Raw genomic sequence first — 18,593 nt, forward strand, 5'->3', positions numbered from 1 at the left:
ATTATTCAGCATCGATCGCAAGCGCGTCGTTGATGAGCTGAGCTTGTTGTTTTGCATGCAAATATGGTGAACCACATGCCGGTGCAGCAGAAGCTTCACGGCCTGCGTAGCTAATACGTACTTGTTTACCTGATTTCATTACATCATCGTATAAACGAGGTGCGATGAACAGCCAAGCGCCCTGGTTTTTCGGCTCTTCTTGTGCCCAAACAATTTCTTTGATGTTTGGATAAGCAGCAAGGACTTCCGCCAGACGTGCTTCAGGATATGGATACAATTGTTCAATACGTACAATCGCAGTATTGTTCAATTCTTTTTCACGACGTTTTTCCAGTAAGTCGTAGTAAACCTTACCACCACATAACACGAGACGAGTCACATCTGCCTTGTTGATGTTGTCGATTTCGTCAATCACTGTCTGGAATGTGCCAGTTGCCAGCTCATCCAGGGTAGAAACCGCCAGCTTATGACGCAGCAATGACTTCGGTGACATGATGATCATTGGTTTACGGATCGGGCGGATCGCCTGACGACGTAAAGCATGGAAAATCTGTGCAGGGGTAGTCGGTGTCATCACTTGCATGTTTTCTTCAGCACATAACTGCAAGAAACGTTCCAGACGTGCAGAGGAATGCTCAGGACCCTGACCTTCATAACCGTGTGGAAGTAGCATAGTTAAGCCACACACACGCTCCCACTTGGTTTCACCAGATGAGATAAACTGGTCAATCACCACTTGTGCACAGTTTGCAAAGTCACCGAACTGCGCTTCCCAGATAATCAAGCTCTTTGGAAGAGTTGTTGCATAGCCGTATTCAAATGCCAGTACTGCCATTTCAGACAATAATGAGTCATAAATTGCAACACGCGGCTGGTTCTCTTTGATATGGCACAATGGAATATAAGTTGAACCATCCACCTGATTGTGCAGTTTTGCATGACGATGTGAGAAAGTACCACGACCTACATCTTCACCAGTTAAGCGCACCAGATAACCATCATCCAGAAGAGAGGCATAAGCTAAAGTTTCAGCAGCACCCCAGTTCAATGGTATTTCACCAGTCTGCATTTTCAGACGGTCATCAATGACTTTAGACACTTGGCGTTGCATGACAAAACCTTCTGGAAGCTCACGCATTTTTTTGCCAAGTTCTTTTAGGCGCTCAAGTGAACAGGTCGTGTCCCACTCGTCTGTGTAGTCATGACCCAGATAAGGTGTCCAGTCCACAAACATTTTTTTGTTCGGCTCAAGAACCAGAGCGTTAGCAACATGATTGCCCGCTTCCAGATCAGCGCGATAGCTTTCAATTAACTGGTCTGCTTCTGCACGGTCAAGCACGCCTTGTTGTACCAGCTGATCTGCATAAAGCGTACGAGTTGTCGGCTTCTTGTTGATCACTTGATACATCATTGGCTGGGTTGCAGCCGGCTCATCTGCTTCGTTATGACCACGACGACGGTAACAGAACATATCAATCACGACATCTTTACGGAAAGTATGACGGAAATCATGTGCCAGTTGAGAAACGAAAATCACCGCTTCAGGATCATCACCATTGACATGGAAGATCGGTGCCTGAATCATTTTTGCAATGTCAGTACAGTATTCTGTAGAGCGCGCATCACGTGGGTCAGAGGTTGTAAAACCAACCTGGTTATTGATGACGATATGAACCGTACCACCTACTGTATAGCCACGCGTTTGTGACATCTGGAAGGTTTCCTGGTTAACGCCCTGACCTGCAAATGCCGCATCACCGTGAACGATAAGCGGTAATACATCATCACCACCAATGTCTTTACGACGGACTTGGCGTGCACGTACCGAACCTTCAACCACTGGTCCAACAATCTCAAGATGCGACGGGTTAAATGCCAGTGCCAAGTGAACTTCGCCACCCGGAGTCATGACGTTAGAAGAGAAACCTTGGTGATATTTAACGTCACCAGAACCTTTCTTGTGGATTGATTTACCTTCAAACTCACCAAACAGGTCAGCCGGGTTTTTACCCATGATATTGACAAGAAGGTTCAGACGGCCACGGTGTGGCATACCAATAACCACTTCTTTACAGCCTACTGAGCCGGCACGCTGAATAATCTCATTCACCATTGGAATGAAAGATTCACCACCTTCAACACCGAAACGTTTCGCACCAACAAATTTATTACCCAGATATTTTTCCAGGCCTTCTGCAGCAGTCAAGCGCTCCAGAACATGCTTTTTCTGTTCTGCATTTAAACCATACTGACCGCGCGCACTCTCCAGACGCTGCTGGATCCAGCGTTTTTCTTTAGTGTCCACGATGTGCATGTATTCAGCACCGATTGAAGAGCAATAAATTGCTTCCATCGCCTGAACCATTTCGCCCAGGGTCGCTTCTTCTTTACCGATAGCGAGATTGCCGGTATTGAACACAGTGTCCAGATCAGACTGGGTTAAACCATGCGCAGCAAGATCCAGATCTGGAACAATTTCACGCTTTGCCAAACCTAATGGATCGAGTTTTGCTTTCTGGTGACCACGATTACGGTAAGCAGCAATCAGCTGTAATACGCCAATTTGACGACGTTCATGCTCTGAGCTTACTGCTGATTGGATAACAGGCTGAATACGGCTTGAATTGCGACCTAAAAGTAGGAATTGCTCACGTACATTACTGTGTGGTTGATCACCTTTTGGGAATTTATCGAAGTACGCTCTCCAGTCAGCACCTACTGAGTCTGGAGCAGTGAGGTACTGCTCATAAAGTTCTTCAATATACGCTGCACTATCAGCGGAAAGTTCAGTGTCAAGACGCAGAGCGTCAGCAACTTCTTGCATTTGTGGACCCATTTCCTATTGCAAAAACATTTTCAGGATGCTTTTTAAGCAAAACCCAGGATTTTTAATGTCAAATTTGTAATATGACATTAGTCCCCCATAAGGCATAAGCCATGAGGCGTTATCACCACACCAAGTAAACCTTGATATGTTTAATGAATAATAACGCCCCTCAGCGGCATCATCACTCATTGAATACCCGATCGTGACCGAGCAATTTTTTTGCAAATCGACTTAGGAAAAACAAGGTTTTAACGCATATTTTTGCTAAAGCGACTTTTATATAACCTTATATAACACTCTCTTTCAGTTGCAGTGTTTAAAAAATGTACCCAAGCGGCACACTTTTTCGATTTAAACTTAGGCTAAATGCTAACATGTTATCAGTTTTCAATTGATTTTTTTGACACATACCTCCTATAAATTGGCTAAATACAGTGTAGAAGTTTTACTCTACTATATGGTGCTGTATTTAAAAATCAGATTCAACGTAGACTTAAGTCCAAGACTTTCCTAACGAATCAAGATAAATAAAAAGAGAGCAAATCTTTCAATCCACTCCCTTTACACCAGCAGTTATATAATAACATCCTTCTGTTTATTTTTCAGGTCACTTTTACATCTAAAAACCATAAATGAATAAAATAATCAGATGCATGTTAATAGTTGAGATCAGCACCTGATATTTTGCGCCTTTTTTCTCTAACCCACATGATGTATTTTAAGCATTACATCCCTGTTTTTCTATTTATCATTTTTACATCTAGCTCAAATATATAAAAAAAGCACACCAGTAGGTGTGCTTTTTTTGGGAACTGATTTCTTAGCCTATTAGCCTGCCATATCTAAAAGCATATTACGGATGTGACCGATTGCTTTAGTTGGGTTCAGACCTTTCGGACATACCGATACACAGTTCATGATACCTTTACAACGGAACAATGAGAATGGGTCGTCAAGACGAGCCAAACGCTCCTGAGTACCTGTATCACGCGAATCAATAATGAAACGGTATGCATTCAACAATGCTGAAGGACCCAGGAACTTGTCCGGGTTCCACCAGAATGATGGGCATGAAGTTGAACAACATGCACAAAGAATACATTCATACAGACCATCTAGATGCTCACGCTCTTCCGGAGACTGCAAACGCTCTTTTGGTGGCGCAGGCTGGTTGTTGATCAAGAACGGATGAATCTTGTTGTACTGATCGTAGAACTGATTCATGTCTACCACCAGGTCTTTTACGACAGGAAGACCTGGAAGTGGACGAATAGTAATTTCATTTGGCAGATCATTGAGGTTCCAAAGACACGCCAAACCGTTTTTACCATTAATATTCACACCATCAGAACCACAGATCCCTTCACGACATGAGCGACGGAATGTCAAAGATTCGTCCTGAACTTTTAATGCAAGAAGCGCATCAAGCAACATACGGTGCTTATCAGTCAATTCAAGCTTAAAAGTTTGCATGTACGGTGCTTTATCCTTATCAGGATCGTAGCGGTAGATATGAAATGTACGAGTACCTCTACTCATCTTAAATCTCCTGATTAGAATGTACGTGGTTTCGGTGGAATAGCCTCTACCGAAAGTGGCTTATAACGTACTGGCTTATACTCAAGACGGTTATCCGCAGAGAACCACAAAGTGTGTTTCATCCACTCATCGTCACGACGGCCATATGGATACTCTGGGTGATCCGGCGACTCTTCAAAGTCCACTACGGTGTGGGCACCACGACATTCTTTACGTGCAGCAGCTGAAATTAATGTCGCTTTTGCAACTTCATACAAGTTTTCCACTTCTAACGCTTCAATACGTGCAGTGTTGAAAACTTTAGATTTGTCTTTCAAGTGAATGTTGCGAACACGTGGCTCGATCGCAAGAATCTGTTTCACACCTTCTTCAAGAAGCGCAGTGGTACGGAACACACCCGCGTGGTCTTGAACGATGTCACGAATTGCATCGGCAACTTCTTGAGCATTTTCACCACTGGTTGATTCGTCCAGTTTACGAATACGCGCAACTGTTTCCTCAAGCACATTTGGTGGAAGTGGCTGATATTCATCACCGTGATGTTTAGTCACATAATCAATGATATGTTCGCCCGCAGCTTTACCAAATACAACCAAGTCAAGCAGTGAGTTAGTACCTAGGCGGTTGGCACCATGTACAGACACACATGAACACTCACCGATGGCATAGAAACCTTTTACCGGTTTAACAAAGTTACGCTCACCCGCATTGGTCGAGTAAACATCTGTGTCTTTGTTGTAGTTCGCTTGCAGCTCTTGAGTCTCACGGCTTTCAGGAATAACTACCTGACCATGAATATTCGTTGGAATACCACCCATTTGGTAATGGATTGTTGGCACTACAGGAATTGGCTCTTTAGTGATGTCAACGTTCGCGAATTTCTTACCAATCTCGAATACAGATGGCAGACGCTTCATGATCGTATCAGCACCCAAGTGAGTCATATCAAGAAGGATATAATCCCCTTTAGGACCACAACCACGGCCTTCCTTGATTTCCTGGTCCATAGAGCGTGATACGAAGTCACGCGGCGCCAAGTCTTTCAAGGTGGGAGCATAACGTTCCATGAATGGTTCGCCGTCTTTGTTACGAAGGATTGCACCTTCACCACGACAACCTTCTGTTAACAATACGCCCGCGCCCGCAACACCTGTTGGGTGGAACTGCCAGAATTCCATATCTTGTAATGGAATACCTGCACGCGCCGCCATACCAAGACCGTCACCAGTGTTGATATACGCGTTAGTAGATGCACGGTAAACACGACCCGCACCACCAGTTGCAAACAAGGTTGCTTTGGCTTGGAATACTGCAATTTTACCAGTTTCCTGGTCAATTGCTGTTACACCCAGTACATCACCTTCTTCATTACGGATCAGGTCAAGCGCGATCCATTCTACGAAGAATTGAGTGCCCATTTTCACGTTGCTTTGATAAAGCGTGTGAAGAAGCGCGTGACCCGTACGGTCAGCTGCAGCACATGCACGTGGAACTGCTTTTTCACCGTAGTTGGCAGAGTGACCACCGAATGGACGTTGGTAAATTGTACCGTCCGCGTTACGGTCAAATGGCATACCTAAATGTTCTAATTCGTATACCACTTGAGGTGCTTCACGCGTCATGAACTCGATCGCGTCCTGGTCACCTAACCAGTCAGAACCTTTCACCGTGTCATAGAAGTGATAGTGCCAGTTATCTTCTTGCATATTACCAAGAGATGCACCAATACCACCCTGTGCTGCCACAGTATGTGAACGCGTCGGGAATACTTTAGTCAGTACTGCTACTTTCAGACCCGCTTGAGCAAGCTGGTAAGAAGCACGCATACCAGAACCACCACCACCAACGATAACTGCATCGAAAGTTTCATGTGGAATATTTGTGTAATCGTCTTTAGGGGTTATAGCGCCCATGATTGTTTCCTATCAATTCGCCCAAAAAATCTGGATCGCCCAGATCGCATATGCAAATACAGCAATAATCATTGCTGAAGTCAGTACAAGGCGTAAACCTGAAGCTGATGGACCCATCTGACGAGTAGTTACATAGTCAGTAAATACTTGCCACATACCAATCCACGCATGCGCAACAAGAGATAAGACAGACAATAAAGATAAAACCTTCATTGGAGTTGTCATCATAAAGCCGTACCACTGTTCAAAAGTAAAACCGCTGTTGCACAGGATCCAACCTAGAATAACAACAGTATAAACAGCAAGAACAACGGCACTTATACGCTGGATAAACCAGTCGCGTGAACCTGAACCCGTTAAACCAGTAGCACTTTTCATTAGAGTACGATCCATACAAATGACGCAACGATACCGATTGCAGACAAGATTAATGCGATAGTAGCTGCTGTGCGACCACTTTGCAGTTCTTCTGCAACACCAACGTCAGCAAGTAAATGCTTAACACCAGCGATAAAGTGGAAAATTAAACCGGCTACAAATACCCATACGATGAAGCGCACAATAAAACCGTTAAAGATTTCCTGTACTTGTGCAAAACCCTCTGGTGAAGACAATGATTTGTCTAAAATCCACAAAAGGACCGGTACGAGTAAAAATACGATGACACCTGAAAGACGGTGTAGAATTGATGCAATAGCCACGGGTGATTTTAAGTTTACTTCTAAAACTTGACCCATGGACAAATTGACAGGTCTGTTGCTTTTCACAGCGGGCATCCTGTAGTTAAAAACTCCATCCGGAGTTTGTTGGAATTAATTCGAAGGAAAGCTGGCATTGTCAGGCAAATACATGCCGAACGTAAAACGACACTGAATTATAAAACGTCAACTATTAAAACACAAACAGCTCACTCAGGCTTTTTAGGCAAAAAACCTTTAAATAAGAATCATTAACAAAAACCCATCAATGAACCCACCAAAACATAGCTTAGTATTTTATACTTATATAATTGTTTTTAAATAATTAAGTAGATAAATTTGTCCTGTTGCCTGATTTATTCTTATACCGTTTGAATTTAGACTAAAGATGAAGAATCTTGTCTTAAATTGTAAAGTAGGGACTTGTTTTTTGAGTTAAATCAAATATCTGCATTTATAAAACAAATAACAATTATGACCAAAATGAATGATATACAAAAAACCCTCATCGAAAGAAAGACCTAGCCAACTTGGTTTATTGATAGTTTTTTCAACCCTTTTAAGCATTTTAGATTTAAAAAATCACTTACCCAATCTCTATAAATAAGGTTTCCAACCTCTTCCAAATAAATATCAGCTACTTTTTAACCAATTAAACTGAGAGTCAGGTCTCAATCTGGAACTTTTATTTATAATCTCTTGATCCTTTAAATAATTTTGAAAAATTATCTAAGTTATGAGATTTAGATAGGTTTCAGGAGAAGCTGGCAAATTCAAGTAATTTTAATTGCTCTTTTTAAGTTTTAAAAAAATGCTGATAAATAACTGCTACAGGTGATTTTTTTCTGCACCTTCTCTTGAATTTGACTTATTATAGCGCCTTGGTACTGTGATTCTATTGGACTTTTTATCTCTTGGTGAATTAACTAAACCGCTGTGCAAGCGTCATTTTTTCATCCATAAGTATAATTGACAAAATTTCAGTAGCCACTAATCTTATAGCAAATTTTTGACCCGTCCGTTTTGTACATTAAAAGATTGATAGCAAATCGGATATACATTCACCAGGACAGGAGATCTATTGAATGTCTGAAGCAACTGGCAAGAAAGCCGTTTTACAGCTTGATGGCAAAGAAATTGAATTACCAATTTACAGCGGCACATTGGGCCCAGATGTAATCGACGTTAAAGATGTGTTGGCTGCAGGTCACTTTACTTTTGATCCTGGTTTCATGGCGACCGCTTCTTGCGAATCTAAGATTACATTTATTGATGGTAACAAAGGTGTACTTTTACACCGTGGCTATCCAATCGACCAGTTAGCAACTAAAGCTGATTACCTTGAAACGTGCTACCTGCTTTTAAATGGTGAGCTTCCAACAGCTGAGCAAAAAGAAGAGTTTGACGCTAAAGTTCGTAACCATACTATGGTTCACGACCAAGTTAGCCGTTTCTTCAACGGTTTCCGTCGCGATGCTCACCCAATGGCGATCATGGTAGGTGTGGTGGGTGCGCTTTCTGCGTTCTATCACAACAACCTGGACATCGAAGATGTTAACCATCGTGAAATCACAGCGATCCGCTTAATTGCCAAAGTTCCTACTTTAGCAGCGTGGAGCTACAAATACACCGTTGGTCAACCATTCGTTTATCCACGTAATGACTTGAACTACGCTGAAAACTTCCTGTACATGATGTTTGCTACACCAGCAGACCGTGACTACAAGGTTAATCCGATTCTTGCAAAAGCAATGGACCGTATCTTCACGCTTCATGCTGACCATGAACAAAATGCTTCTACGTCTACTGTACGTTTAGCGGGTTCTACTGGCGCTAATCCGTATGCATGTATCGCTGCTGGTATCTCTGCACTTTGGGGTCCTGCTCACGGTGGTGCAAACGAAGCCGTTCTTAAGATGCTTGACGAAATCGGCACGGTAGAGAACGTTGCTAGCTTCATGGAAAAAGTGAAGACTAAAGAAGTTAAACTCATGGGCTTCGGTCACCGTGTGTACAAAAACTTCGACCCTCGTGCCAAAGTTATGAAAGAAACTTGTGACGAAGTTCTTGGTGCGCTTGGTATCAACGATCCACAGCTAGCTCTTGCGATGGAACTTGAACGTATTGCGTTGTCTGACGAATACTTCATCAAGCGTAACTTATACCCTAACGTAGACTTCTACTCAGGTATCATCCTTAAAGCGATCGGTATCCCGACTGAAATGTTTACTGTAATCTTCGCGCTTGCACGTACTGTAGGCTGGATCAGCCACTGGTTAGAAATGCACAGCGGACCTTACAAAATCGGTCGTCCTCGTCAGCTTTACACTGGCGAAGTTCAACGCGACATTAACCGTTAATTCGGACAGCGTTAAACGACAAGAAACCACCCTTTCGGGTGGTTTTTTTATGCTTGATAAACACCAATATGACTTTTGTTGCGTGTGGTGACTTGTTTTAAAAATTTATGAGGCTGAATATGCCGCTTTGTATATGGGTAATATTGTAGAGTCGACCCAAGCGCCATGATTTTTAGTCGGCGAGTGCAAACCACAATGTAATGCTTGTAAAAGCGATTGATGTTGATTGATCCAGTCAACCATACATAGATAAGATGGAAAAGCTTTAACTAGCGCATGATAGAAGTGCCCGATCCTGCTATAAAAAAAATGAAGTTATGGAGTTGTGATTTTTTATAGCACACTGCAATAAATGCAATTTCAGACCGACATAGGCCACTTGATCATCGCCTTTCATTCAAGCTTTTTATTTTAGATATTGTCAATAAAGCACTTCACCTTCAAAACACCATTAATGCTGCAGAGTTGTTGCGTAAACTCGAACACAAGATAGTCGGTTTTAAGTTTGCGTTGTAACTTATCTATGAGTCCAGCCATCTTGTTTAACTTCATTTCTTATCCCTGCCTCAGGATTATCATAGTGCAATCAACTTAAGCTACTGTTTGAGTTACCCCCATGGGAACATCCTGTTGCTGTATAGATTTATTTTCTTTACTAGGCAGGATAATCATAATCTCACCCCGCTGAAGGTAGTACCTACTCCATTGCAAACTATATTAAACTAAAAATATCTAATTTCTGGATGCAGTTTATAAACAGCTTCTTATTAGATATCCAAACAATTGATAATAATTACTCAAGGCAACAGTTTGAGTAATCTATGGCATACTTAGCACAAGACTTCAGGAAATATAAATATGAGAAGAACAACAGTAATTTTAGCTTTGGCTGCAAGCGCTTTAGTAATGAGCGCCTGTCAGACCACACCGCATGAGTTCAATGGACAAAATGGTTATAAGGTTCTGGAGCGTTCGGACAATACAGCAACTTTGAGCTATATCCTTTCGGGACGACCTAGTCAGGACGAAAATAGATTACAAGCGGCCTGCAAACAAGTTTTAGGCGCCAATAAAAATTATAATATTCAAGTTTTAAGCACCAATGAAGTTGTTAATCCAGCAAACAAACAAGTTGACTTTGGCCGTCAAATTGGCAGCAGCCGTGCCCAAATCAGTTTAAGTAATACTCCTGGCTTATATAACAGTGAAGATTATGGCACCCGCCAAGCCCTTGAAGCTCATCCGAGCACCGTGAGAGTGATACGCTTTAGCTGCTCCTAAAAAAATTCTTTAAATAAAAAGGGCTACAGGCCCTTTTTATTAAATAACTGACCAGTTATTTATCTGGTTCGATAAAAACTGACATTACGAAATTCTGGTGACTCATCCAGATCCGGCCAGGTCGTTGCACTTCGTTCATCCAGTTTCACATATTGTGGATGGCTGAAGTTTTTCACCCGACTGTCTGCCACACAGACTTCTGGAGCAAATTTTAAAAACTCATCCAGAAAAAAGCGGTTGCACTGATCATAGAGCACATCAGCAGCCAATAGAATATCCACCTGCTCAGCTTTATACAGATCATCAAGATATTCCAGCTCTACATTATTGAGCTCAGCATTGGCACGACAGGCACCTAAACTCACCTGATCAATATCACAACAGATTACCCGTTTTGCCCCTGCCATTTTCGCCGCGATTGCCACCACACCTGAACCTGCACCAAAATCCAGCACGACCTTGTCTTTAACATGATGTGGTTCGACTAAAAGCCATTGCGCCATTGCCAAGCCTGATGCCCAGCAAAAGATCCAATATGGTGTCTCATTCCAAATCCGACGAATCACTTCATCATCCAGTTTATCGGTTGGAAATACGGGTGGAATCAACCAGAGGGAAATCGGTGTTTCAGGCAATTGCTGTGCCTGCAGCTCACAGTACGGAATGATGTCCTGCAAAGCATGAAGAAGATGCGCAGGGGCTTTGGGCAGTTGAAAAGTACAGCTCATTGGTTTTTTATTCTTTATATGTGTCGAAGAACTCTTATATTTTAGGTACTACCCTCATCCCAGCCCTCTCCCACAGGGGGAAGGAGCATGCATTATTTTCACAATGAACTTCTCCCTCTCCTTTCAGGAGAGGGTCAGGGAGAGGTCTGTTTATTAACCTAGCGCCTTCTCAGCAGCCTCTACAGTTTGACGAATTAAAGTGGTAATCGTCATTGGACCCACACCACCTGGAACTGGTGTATAAGCAGATGCCACTTCTTCAATACCTACCAATTGAATGTCACCAACACCGCCACCCTCACGTGGATGGAAACCGGCATCTACCACTACAGCACCCGGTTTGATCCAGTCTTTTTGAATCAACTCCGCTTTACCCACTGCACCCACGACAATATCGGCTTGCTTCACAAAGTCAGCCAGGTTTTGAGTGCGTGAATGACAGATAGTGACGGTTGCATTGGCTTGAAGCAACATCATTGCCATTGGTTTACCCAGAATCGCAGAACGACCCACGACCACCGCATGTTTGCCTGCGATCTCAATCTTGTTTTCTTGTAAAATTGTCATAATGCCAGCAGGTGTTGCTGAACCATAAGCGGCTTCACCCATTGCCATACGGCCAAAGCCCAGGCAAGTTACACCATCTACATCTTTGGCAAGTGAAATTGCATCAAAACAAGCACGCTCATCAATTTGCGCCGGTACTGGATGCTGTAACAAAATACCGTGAACATCTGGATTTGCATTGAGTTTTTCAATTTCAGCCAGTAACTCTTCAGTTGTAGTTTCTTTAGGCAGCTCAACTTTGAGTGAATCCATACCGACACGACGGCAAGCGTTGCCTTTCATACGCACATAAGTTGCAGATGCACCATCGTCACCCACCAAAATAGTTGCAAGAATTGGAGTACGACCTGTTTTTGCTTTCAGCGCTTCCACGCGAGTTAACAAGTCAGCTTCAATTTGCTTTGCCAATGCACGACCGTCTAGAACTAATGCCACGGTACTTCTCCCAAATGTTGATATGAATCAATTTCGCACATTCTACATGAATATTTTAAATATTTTCCGCTATATGCTGTTTTTCTGCGCATACAAATGAATGCACTATTGTTTTTTTTTCAGAGCTTGATAATATACGCATCAACAAGACGCGGCGGGGTGGCAGAGTGGTCATGCAGCGGACTGCAACTCCGTGGACGCCGGTTCGATTCCGACCTCCGCCTCCATCTTGTTAAAGCCCGAGTGGTGAAATCGGTAGACACAGGGGATTTAAAATCCCCCGCCCACAAAGCGTGCCAGTTCGAGTCTGGCCTCGGGCACCATTCTTAAGTCTTCTAAGATGGTGTATATAAAGAATCCAGCATTAAGCTGGTTTTTTTATGCCTGAAATTTCAAATGGGCTGTTATTTTAATTTATTCTCCTTCATTTGCACTGAGAAGATGCTAAATATCCTTGCAAACCAGCATCCAACTCTTGCTGTAAATGAACAGGTTCAATAATCTTTAGATAGGGTATCCAGTAACGAACCAAAGGATGCAGTTGTTTTTGATGCCGAATCTGGCAAGAGATTAACAACTCCCCCGCTGCAGACTCTGTTAAAATAACTTGCTCGGGAAAAAGCTTACGTTGCTTAAAATACAGCGCAACATCTGGATGTACAGATAGGGTAACTTCCTGCTTATCGCACCCAAACCAAATACTGTCTTCATTATCCAATTGCTGTAAAATATCAGGTTCAAGTTCAAACTGAGCCAGTTGATGGCTGGTAATTATACGTTCAATCCGGCTTAAACGATAAACTCGCAACTTTTGCTTGCGTACCGCTGCTACATACCAATTACCATGATGATGAATTAGCCGGTAAGGCTTTACCACCCTCACTTTACTTTTATAAATAAAAGCCACTTGTACACATTTTTGAATGTGGGCTGTTATTAATTTAAAGTGTTCAGCATATTGGCTTACATCTTCAAAATGATAACCTTTAGCTGAAAAAACCAGGCTGGCACGATTATCAAATAGCTCCTTTAAAAATGAAATGTCCAGAGAAGGATATAATTCACTGATTCCAGATAACTGAGCAAAGTTTTGAATATCCTGTAATTTAAAACGCCCTAAATAAGAGGGTTCAAGATAGTAACGCTTGCTTTGTGTATCCTGAATTAAGGGTAAATAGGAATTGAGCCGGTCAAAATCACGTTCAATTGTTCGTGTACTTACCTGAAACTCGTGCGCCAGCTCTTGTACATTTAGTTGGTGACCAAGATTTAATTTAGTTAAAATTCTAGCTAAACGCTCTGCAAGACGCTCATGTGTCGAAGGATTGCCCTTCATAAATACCCTCTTTGCAATCAGCAATATAGCGCATAAAATGCGTAAAATTATTAAATTATACAGCTAAATATAAACTTATTTTCAAATACTTGTTTCAACTTAAGGCTAATATCCACTTAATATGCTGACTTAACAGAAGCTACAACACAGCTTTTTTACCTTTATGATTAAGACGCTCAACATAACGTTCTAAATGAAGCATTGCAGGATAAATTTTAGGCACATCCGAATATAATATCTGATTACGGATAATCGCTTTATGAAGACGCCTTAAAGCGCGAAAACTATGCACATGCGTGAATGGCACCGATACAATCTTCATTATATATCTCCTTTATTACAGGATGTTTCACATAAACTAGACAAATTTAGTCAAGTTAAATTTAAAGTTAATGTAACCCTCACTTCTGACAGGTTGTGTCGGACAGTTAACGTTTTTTTACTTTCTGGCAAATTTATTTATATTTTTTCAATTAATTTGAGTAATTTATCTTATTTTATTTCAAAGAAAAGCCGGAGACGTTCCGGCTTCCTATGAGAGGCTGTTGATAAATGATATATCTACCTCAATAACAGTCCTGTACAACAGATGAACTTCTCCCTTTAAAAAGGGAGAAAATTTAAATGATTTTCACCACAACTTTCCCGACATGCTCTCCGGTATCCATAGCTGCATGCGCATCCTGAATCTGGTCAAATTTAAAGGTTTTGTAGATCATCGGCAGACATTCACCTTTTGCCCAGAGTGGCGCCACATAATCCCGTAAGCCTTTGGCAATTTCAGCTTTTTCTGCAGTATTACGGGCACGCATGGTTGAACCAGTAATGGTCAGGCGTTTCATCATAATTTGGCCCAGCTTCACTTCTTTGGCTTTGGCACCCCCCAGAAATGCAATATAGACCAAACGGCCATCACGGCGCAGCAAGTTCAGATTTTTTTCTAGATACGGCGCACCCACTATATCCAGCACCACATCTACACCACCATTGTCAGTCGCCTCATTAATGACTTGTTCAAAGTCCTGAGTTTTGTAGTTAATGGCTGTAGTGAGGTGGGAAATCGCCTGAACTTTTTCATCCGAACCGACTGTGGCAAACGATTCCAAGCCCAATGATTTGCACAGCATCAATGCCGTGGTACCTATACCGCTGGCACCCCCATGCACCAGTACCGTCTCACCTGCTTTGGCATGTGCCATTTGAAAGACATTGGCCCACACGGTGAAAAAGGTTTCTGGAATGGCTGCTGCCTGTGTAAAGCTTACACCTTCCGGGATGGTCAAGGTCTGGCTTTCTGGTACGACACAATACTCCGCATAACCACCACCATTGGTCAGACCACAGACTTTATCACCAACTTTAAACTGGCTTACCTCACCACCGACTGCAATCACTTCACCCGCGACTTCAAGGCCCGGGACGGGTGTTACGCCTTTCGGCATTGGATACAGACCTTGACGCTGCAAGATATCTGGACGGTTAATACCAAAAGCATGAACTTTCACCAGAACTTCATCTGCTTTGGCTTCGGGGATCGCAACCGTTTCATAAGCCAATTTATCGATACCGCCCGGCTCGGTAATAATGACCTGCTGCATGGTGGTGGGTGTCATATGTTCTTCCTTTTTCAATGATTGACTATTCAAGCCTCTAAAACTATTTGAACATATAAATGCAGCAGATTGAACAGCAATGGACTTATGTATAATCATGTCCATATTTAGGCGCAGGATAATAGACCTACTATGGCAGACATCATTGAATACACTGAAAACAACTATACTGACTTTGAGTGGTATGACGGCTTTGCGATTATCCGGTTTTATGCCGACTGGTGTGCGCCCTGTGTGCAAAACGCTCCTGTCTTTGAACAGTGGGTGAAGACTCAAATGCACGCCGAGCCAAACATCAAGTTTGGTAAGGTCAATATTGATCAATCGCCTATTCTGACTTTGCGCTATCAAGTATATGGCTTACCTTCGACTTTAATTTTTTATCAAGGCAACATTATCCAGCGTATTGCCGGGGTTAAGAGCATGACGCAAATGCAGAGCTATTTAGAGCAAGCCAAAATACTCATCTCTTGACCCTCCAGACTATATAACGGCTCTTTCAAGAGTGACGTGTCCAAAAGAGCCTGATCAATTCAAGTCGAATTATCCCGCCATTTAAAAATGGATAAAAATAAAATCTTTCATTTCATCATGTCGCTATGACCATCATATAAATTTCATAAATATTTAATATGTAATTAAATTTTTAGTTTATGACAAATCAACAGAAATGTAACCAAGCTGTTTTAAGGTGAGAAACGTTTTTGAAGCCTCTATATAGAGAAAGCACTTTATGAAAATTACACACTTAACAACAGCTATTTTATTAGCTTTAACTTTAAGCGCTTGTTCAAGTGACGATGAAAATACATCAACGCAACCGCCAGTCAACCCAGAAGAGCCTACCGTTCCAGATCCTGAGCCTGAAACACCAGAACAACCTGTGCCAGTTCCTGAAGTTTACCTGGATGAAAACTTCGACCAAATGACGGAGATTCCTGCAACCTGGTCAATGCCAAGATCAAATGCTGGAACAGTCTATTTAAGCGAAGGTAGTTTATTTTTAGATGGTCGTGCCAACGACACGCAAATGACCTCGGTGATGCTGCCACAAGAATATCAAAAGTTGCGTAATTATCGTATCGATATGGAGTTTGCCTATGTGGAACGTAATAATGGCGGACGCTGGGGAAGTATTATTTACCGTGCTGCAGATCACTATGCTGAACCTGCATTTTCACCTTATTACCAATTTGCGATTCGTGGCGATGCCACAGGTGCAAGCGGTCTAGAACTTGCTTTACGTCAACCGACCAATGCCTGGAATGTCCTACACAAATCCGCGTATAAAGAAAATATAGATCCGACCAAGACCTATAAAGCCACGGTGATTGTGCATGGTAAACGTGTACGCCACTATATCAATGATGATCTGGTACTGGATACTTCGCTACCGTATAGTCTCGATCAAGGCGGCATTGGATTATCTACAGCAGGTCTGCTGATGCGAGTAGAGCGTCTAAAAATTACCGAGCAGCTTGATGCGCTACCTGAATCAAATAAAGTGACCGATATCATCGATCATCGCCTCCCTGTTTCAATGGCTCCTACGCTGGCTCAACCGGCTCCTCTCACCGGAAATGCCTCGGTCAATGCCACCCATATTGCATATCAGCTAGATGAGCAACTCAATTTATTGAATGCAAATAATCAAAAAGTCATGCATTTACGTGATTATTTGAATGATAGCAACCGCCGTACCTTACCTCTTTTAACCGTCAAAAATGAAAATACCATCACGCAATTAAAAGCACTGTCTACAAACTATGATTTGACAGATTTCACTTTTGTGTCTGATCAAGCAGATTTATTACGTAAAGTTCGTCTTGCTCTTCCAAGCTCTCGTACTGCACTGGATTATTCACGTCACACTGGATTAACCCATAGCCGTAAAGATATTGTACAAATTGCACACAATACCAACTCTTCACTTTCTAAAATTGTAATTTTACCGCCGCATTTAGTGAAACAAGAGGTGGTGAGTCATTTACAGCGTTTACTGATTACCCCTTGGGCAAGCACAAGCACGACTACTCCAGTTTCAGCCGCACAAATTTTAACGACTGGTGTGAATGGGATTTTGACCACTCAGCCCGATACTTTCCAGAATCTTATGAAGAGCATGGCACCCAATACCTTATTGCGTAAGCCGCTGATTACCGGGCATCGTGGTATCCCTGCACTGGATGACGAAAACACGCTAGAAAGTATGTTAAAAGCAATTGAGGTCGGTGCAGATGCCGTTGAATACGATGTCTATATCACCAAAGATGGTCATGTAGTCTTAATGCATGATGACACCACTACACGCACCACCGGTGTTGCGCGCAAGATTGAAGAAATGACTTTGGCAGAAGTCCGGGAATTACGCACTTTAGGCAAACAGCGTCAAATTCCAACAATGGATGAAGTACTTACAGAGGTGAAGAAATATCCACATGTTGTGAACTTTATTGAAATTAAGAGTCCAAAACCTGAAATTGTGCCTGCCATTAAAGCACTACTAGATCAACATGATGCCTATGACCAATCTATCGTCATTAGCTTCAGTGGTGCCCAAATCCTTCATATGAAGAATGTGTTACCCGGCGTATCCACCGGTTTCTTAACCAATACTCCAACCGCCCAGAGCGACATTGTGAATACCCGTCGTATTCTGGATGCCACCCAACAGTACTCCTCGACATTTAACCCATCTTTCGGAGGATTAAGTAAAGAGCTCATGACGCTTGCCAGTCAACGTGGTGTGACCTTCTGGCCATGGACATTCCGGTTGAATAAAGAAGATTTCAATCGTATGTATGTTCAAGGCACTCATGGCCTAACCACTGACTATGCACATGATTCCTCTAATTTAATTGTCAAGCTAAAGACTCCCGCAGAAGTTACTGCCACAGTGGGCAAACCTGTAGAGATCTCTGGTCAAACCACGACTCAAGTGGGAGAAAAAACCACCTATATATTTAAAGAAATGCTGGTTTTACCTCAATCCGCTAAATACACTCAAGCGGGTCAAGCCGTGACATTTAGTGAAAAAGGCACCGCCTATGTAATGCCTCGCTACAATTACACCATGGCACCGAATTATAGCTATACGCTATATGCAGCACCTGTAAAAGTGACTATTCAATAAATTCCGACATCTTGAGATGACCTTTTATTGAGAACATCACTCATCCACCTCTAAAAAACCCACTCTATTGCAGTGGGTTTTTTAACTGAGTTCAATGGAATTATTCAGGTATTAAACCTCGGCTGTAATTTCTCGTGTTTATAAACTATTTGATACCTTCTTA

The 18,593-nt window shown here is 42.3% G+C and carries 14 protein-coding genes and 2 tRNA genes; 6 read left to right on the forward strand and 10 right to left on the reverse strand.

From position 1 onward, the window contains the following. Window position 1: 1 nt before the first annotated feature. The 5 genes from E2K52_RS00115 to sdhC form a co-directional block, all read right to left on the reverse strand. Window positions 2–2,824: a 2-oxoglutarate dehydrogenase E1 component gene (locus E2K52_RS00115; RefSeq protein ID WP_151202964.1), complete on the reverse strand. Its 2,823-nt coding sequence runs from the start codon at window positions 2,822–2,824 to the stop codon at window positions 2–4. Window positions 2,825–3,655: 831 nt separating this feature from the next. Continuing rightward, complete coding sequence (locus tag E2K52_RS00120) at window positions 3,656–4,366, reverse strand: succinate dehydrogenase iron-sulfur subunit (RefSeq protein ID WP_151202966.1); 711 nt, start codon at window positions 4,364–4,366, stop codon at window positions 3,656–3,658. Between the two features lie 14 nt (window positions 4,367–4,380). Beyond that, a complete protein-coding gene (gene sdhA / locus E2K52_RS00125; RefSeq protein WP_151202968.1) occupies window positions 4,381–6,279 on the reverse strand; it encodes a succinate dehydrogenase flavoprotein subunit in 1,899 nt (632 codons plus the stop codon). A 12-nt stretch (window positions 6,280–6,291) separates the two neighbouring features. Beyond that, the gene (sdhD, locus tag E2K52_RS00130) at window positions 6,292–6,657 is read right to left on the reverse strand and encodes a succinate dehydrogenase, hydrophobic membrane anchor protein (protein ID WP_151203043.1); all 366 of its coding nucleotides are present in this window, start codon (window positions 6,655–6,657) and stop codon (window positions 6,292–6,294) included. Beyond that, window positions 6,657–7,055, reverse strand: a complete 399-nt coding sequence (sdhC, locus tag E2K52_RS00135; protein ID WP_151202970.1) for a succinate dehydrogenase, cytochrome b556 subunit — start codon at window positions 7,053–7,055, stop codon at window positions 6,657–6,659. Before sdhC ends, sdhD begins: the two co-directional genes overlap by 1 nt. 1,007 nt (window positions 7,056–8,062) lie before the next feature. Between sdhC and gltA the strand changes: the two genes are divergently transcribed. Both gltA and E2K52_RS00145 read left to right on the forward strand, forming a co-directional pair. After that, on the forward strand, window positions 8,063–9,337 hold the full coding sequence (gene gltA, locus E2K52_RS00140; protein ID WP_151202972.1) for a citrate synthase: 1,275 nt from the start codon (window positions 8,063–8,065) through the stop codon (window positions 9,335–9,337). An 858-nt stretch (window positions 9,338–10,195) separates the two neighbouring features. Continuing rightward, on the forward strand, window positions 10,196–10,618 hold the full coding sequence (locus E2K52_RS00145; protein WP_151202974.1) for a hypothetical protein: 423 nt from the start codon (window positions 10,196–10,198) through the stop codon (window positions 10,616–10,618). A gap of 59 nt (window positions 10,619–10,677) precedes the next feature. Here the strand turns inward: E2K52_RS00145 and E2K52_RS00150 are convergent, their stop codons facing one another. Then, a complete protein-coding gene (locus E2K52_RS00150; RefSeq protein ID WP_151202976.1) occupies window positions 10,678–11,346 on the reverse strand; it encodes a class I SAM-dependent methyltransferase in 669 nt (222 codons plus the stop codon). 153 nt (window positions 11,347–11,499) lie between these two features. After that, window positions 11,500–12,348 (reverse strand): bifunctional methylenetetrahydrofolate dehydrogenase/methenyltetrahydrofolate cyclohydrolase FolD, encoded by an 849-nt coding sequence (gene folD / locus E2K52_RS00155; RefSeq protein WP_151202978.1) that lies wholly within the window; start codon window positions 12,346–12,348, stop codon window positions 11,500–11,502. A 153-nt stretch (window positions 12,349–12,501) separates the two neighbouring features. On the opposite strand from folD, the gene E2K52_RS00160 reads away from it, so the two are divergent. Then, window positions 12,502–12,575 (forward strand) — tRNA-Cys (locus E2K52_RS00160). 10 nt (window positions 12,576–12,585) lie between these two features. Next, window positions 12,586–12,671, forward strand: a tRNA-Leu gene (locus E2K52_RS00165). A 101-nt stretch (window positions 12,672–12,772) separates the two neighbouring features. Here E2K52_RS00165 and E2K52_RS00170 read toward each other — a convergent pair. The 3 genes from E2K52_RS00170 to E2K52_RS00180 all read right to left on the reverse strand — a co-directional run bounded on the left by E2K52_RS00170 (window position 12,773) and on the right by E2K52_RS00180 (window position 15,297). Then, window positions 12,773–13,684: a helix-turn-helix transcriptional regulator gene (locus E2K52_RS00170; protein WP_151202980.1), complete on the reverse strand. Its 912-nt coding sequence runs from the start codon at window positions 13,682–13,684 to the stop codon at window positions 12,773–12,775. A gap of 139 nt (window positions 13,685–13,823) precedes the next feature. Beyond that, window positions 13,824–14,006 (reverse strand): hypothetical protein, encoded by a 183-nt coding sequence (locus E2K52_RS00175; RefSeq protein WP_151202982.1) that lies wholly within the window; start codon window positions 14,004–14,006, stop codon window positions 13,824–13,826. Between the two features lie 298 nt (window positions 14,007–14,304). Then, complete coding sequence (locus tag E2K52_RS00180) at window positions 14,305–15,297, reverse strand: NAD(P)H-quinone oxidoreductase (protein ID WP_151202984.1); 993 nt, start codon at window positions 15,295–15,297, stop codon at window positions 14,305–14,307. A 132-nt stretch (window positions 15,298–15,429) separates the two neighbouring features. On the opposite strand from E2K52_RS00180, the gene E2K52_RS00185 reads away from it, so the two are divergent. Further along, a complete protein-coding gene (locus tag E2K52_RS00185) occupies window positions 15,430–15,771 on the forward strand; it encodes a thioredoxin family protein (RefSeq protein ID WP_151202986.1) in 342 nt (113 codons plus the stop codon). A 259-nt stretch (window positions 15,772–16,030) separates the two neighbouring features. After that, on the forward strand, window positions 16,031–18,430 hold the full coding sequence (locus E2K52_RS00190) for a glycerophosphodiester phosphodiesterase family protein (protein WP_151202988.1): 2,400 nt from the start codon (window positions 16,031–16,033) through the stop codon (window positions 18,428–18,430). Window positions 18,431–18,593: the final 163 nt, after the last annotated feature.

It is taken from the genome of Acinetobacter sp. RF14B (assembly GCF_006864105.1).
GTDB classification, from domain to species: Bacteria; Pseudomonadota; Gammaproteobacteria; order Pseudomonadales; family Moraxellaceae; genus Acinetobacter; species Acinetobacter lwoffii_C.

Bases quoted from the DNA above. Each gene is read 5' to 3' on its own strand.
- E2K52_RS00115 (WP_151202964.1), bottom strand. From the start codon at position 2,824: ATGCAAGAAGTTGCTGACGCTCTGCGTCTTGACACTGAACTTTCCGCT.
- E2K52_RS00120 (WP_151202966.1), bottom strand. From the start codon at position 4,366: ATGAGTAGAGGTACTCGTACATTTCATATCTACCGCTACGATCCTGAT.
- E2K52_RS00145 (WP_151202974.1), top strand. From the start codon at position 10,196: ATGAGAAGAACAACAGTAATTTTAGCTTTGGCTGCAAGCGCTTTAGTA.
- E2K52_RS00180 (WP_151202984.1), bottom strand. From the start codon at position 15,297: ATGACACCCACCACCATGCAGCAGGTCATTATTACCGAGCCGGGCGGT.
- E2K52_RS00170 (WP_151202980.1), bottom strand. From the start codon at position 13,684: ATGAAGGGCAATCCTTCGACACATGAGCGTCTTGCAGAGCGTTTAGCT.
- E2K52_RS00185 (WP_151202986.1), top strand. From the start codon at position 15,430: ATGGCAGACATCATTGAATACACTGAAAACAACTATACTGACTTTGAG.
- sdhA (WP_151202968.1), bottom strand. From the start codon at position 6,279: ATGGGCGCTATAACCCCTAAAGACGATTACACAAATATTCCACATGAA.
- E2K52_RS00175 (WP_151202982.1), bottom strand. From the start codon at position 14,006: ATGAAGATTGTATCGGTGCCATTCACGCATGTGCATAGTTTTCGCGCT.
- sdhD (WP_151203043.1), bottom strand. From the start codon at position 6,657: ATGAAAAGTGCTACTGGTTTAACGGGTTCAGGTTCACGCGACTGGTTT.
- sdhC (WP_151202970.1), bottom strand. From the start codon at position 7,055: ATGCCCGCTGTGAAAAGCAACAGACCTGTCAATTTGTCCATGGGTCAA.
- E2K52_RS00150 (WP_151202976.1), bottom strand. From the start codon at position 11,346: ATGAGCTGTACTTTTCAACTGCCCAAAGCCCCTGCGCATCTTCTTCAT.
- gltA (WP_151202972.1), top strand. From the start codon at position 8,063: ATGTCTGAAGCAACTGGCAAGAAAGCCGTTTTACAGCTTGATGGCAAA.
- E2K52_RS00190 (WP_151202988.1), top strand. From the start codon at position 16,031: ATGAAAATTACACACTTAACAACAGCTATTTTATTAGCTTTAACTTTA.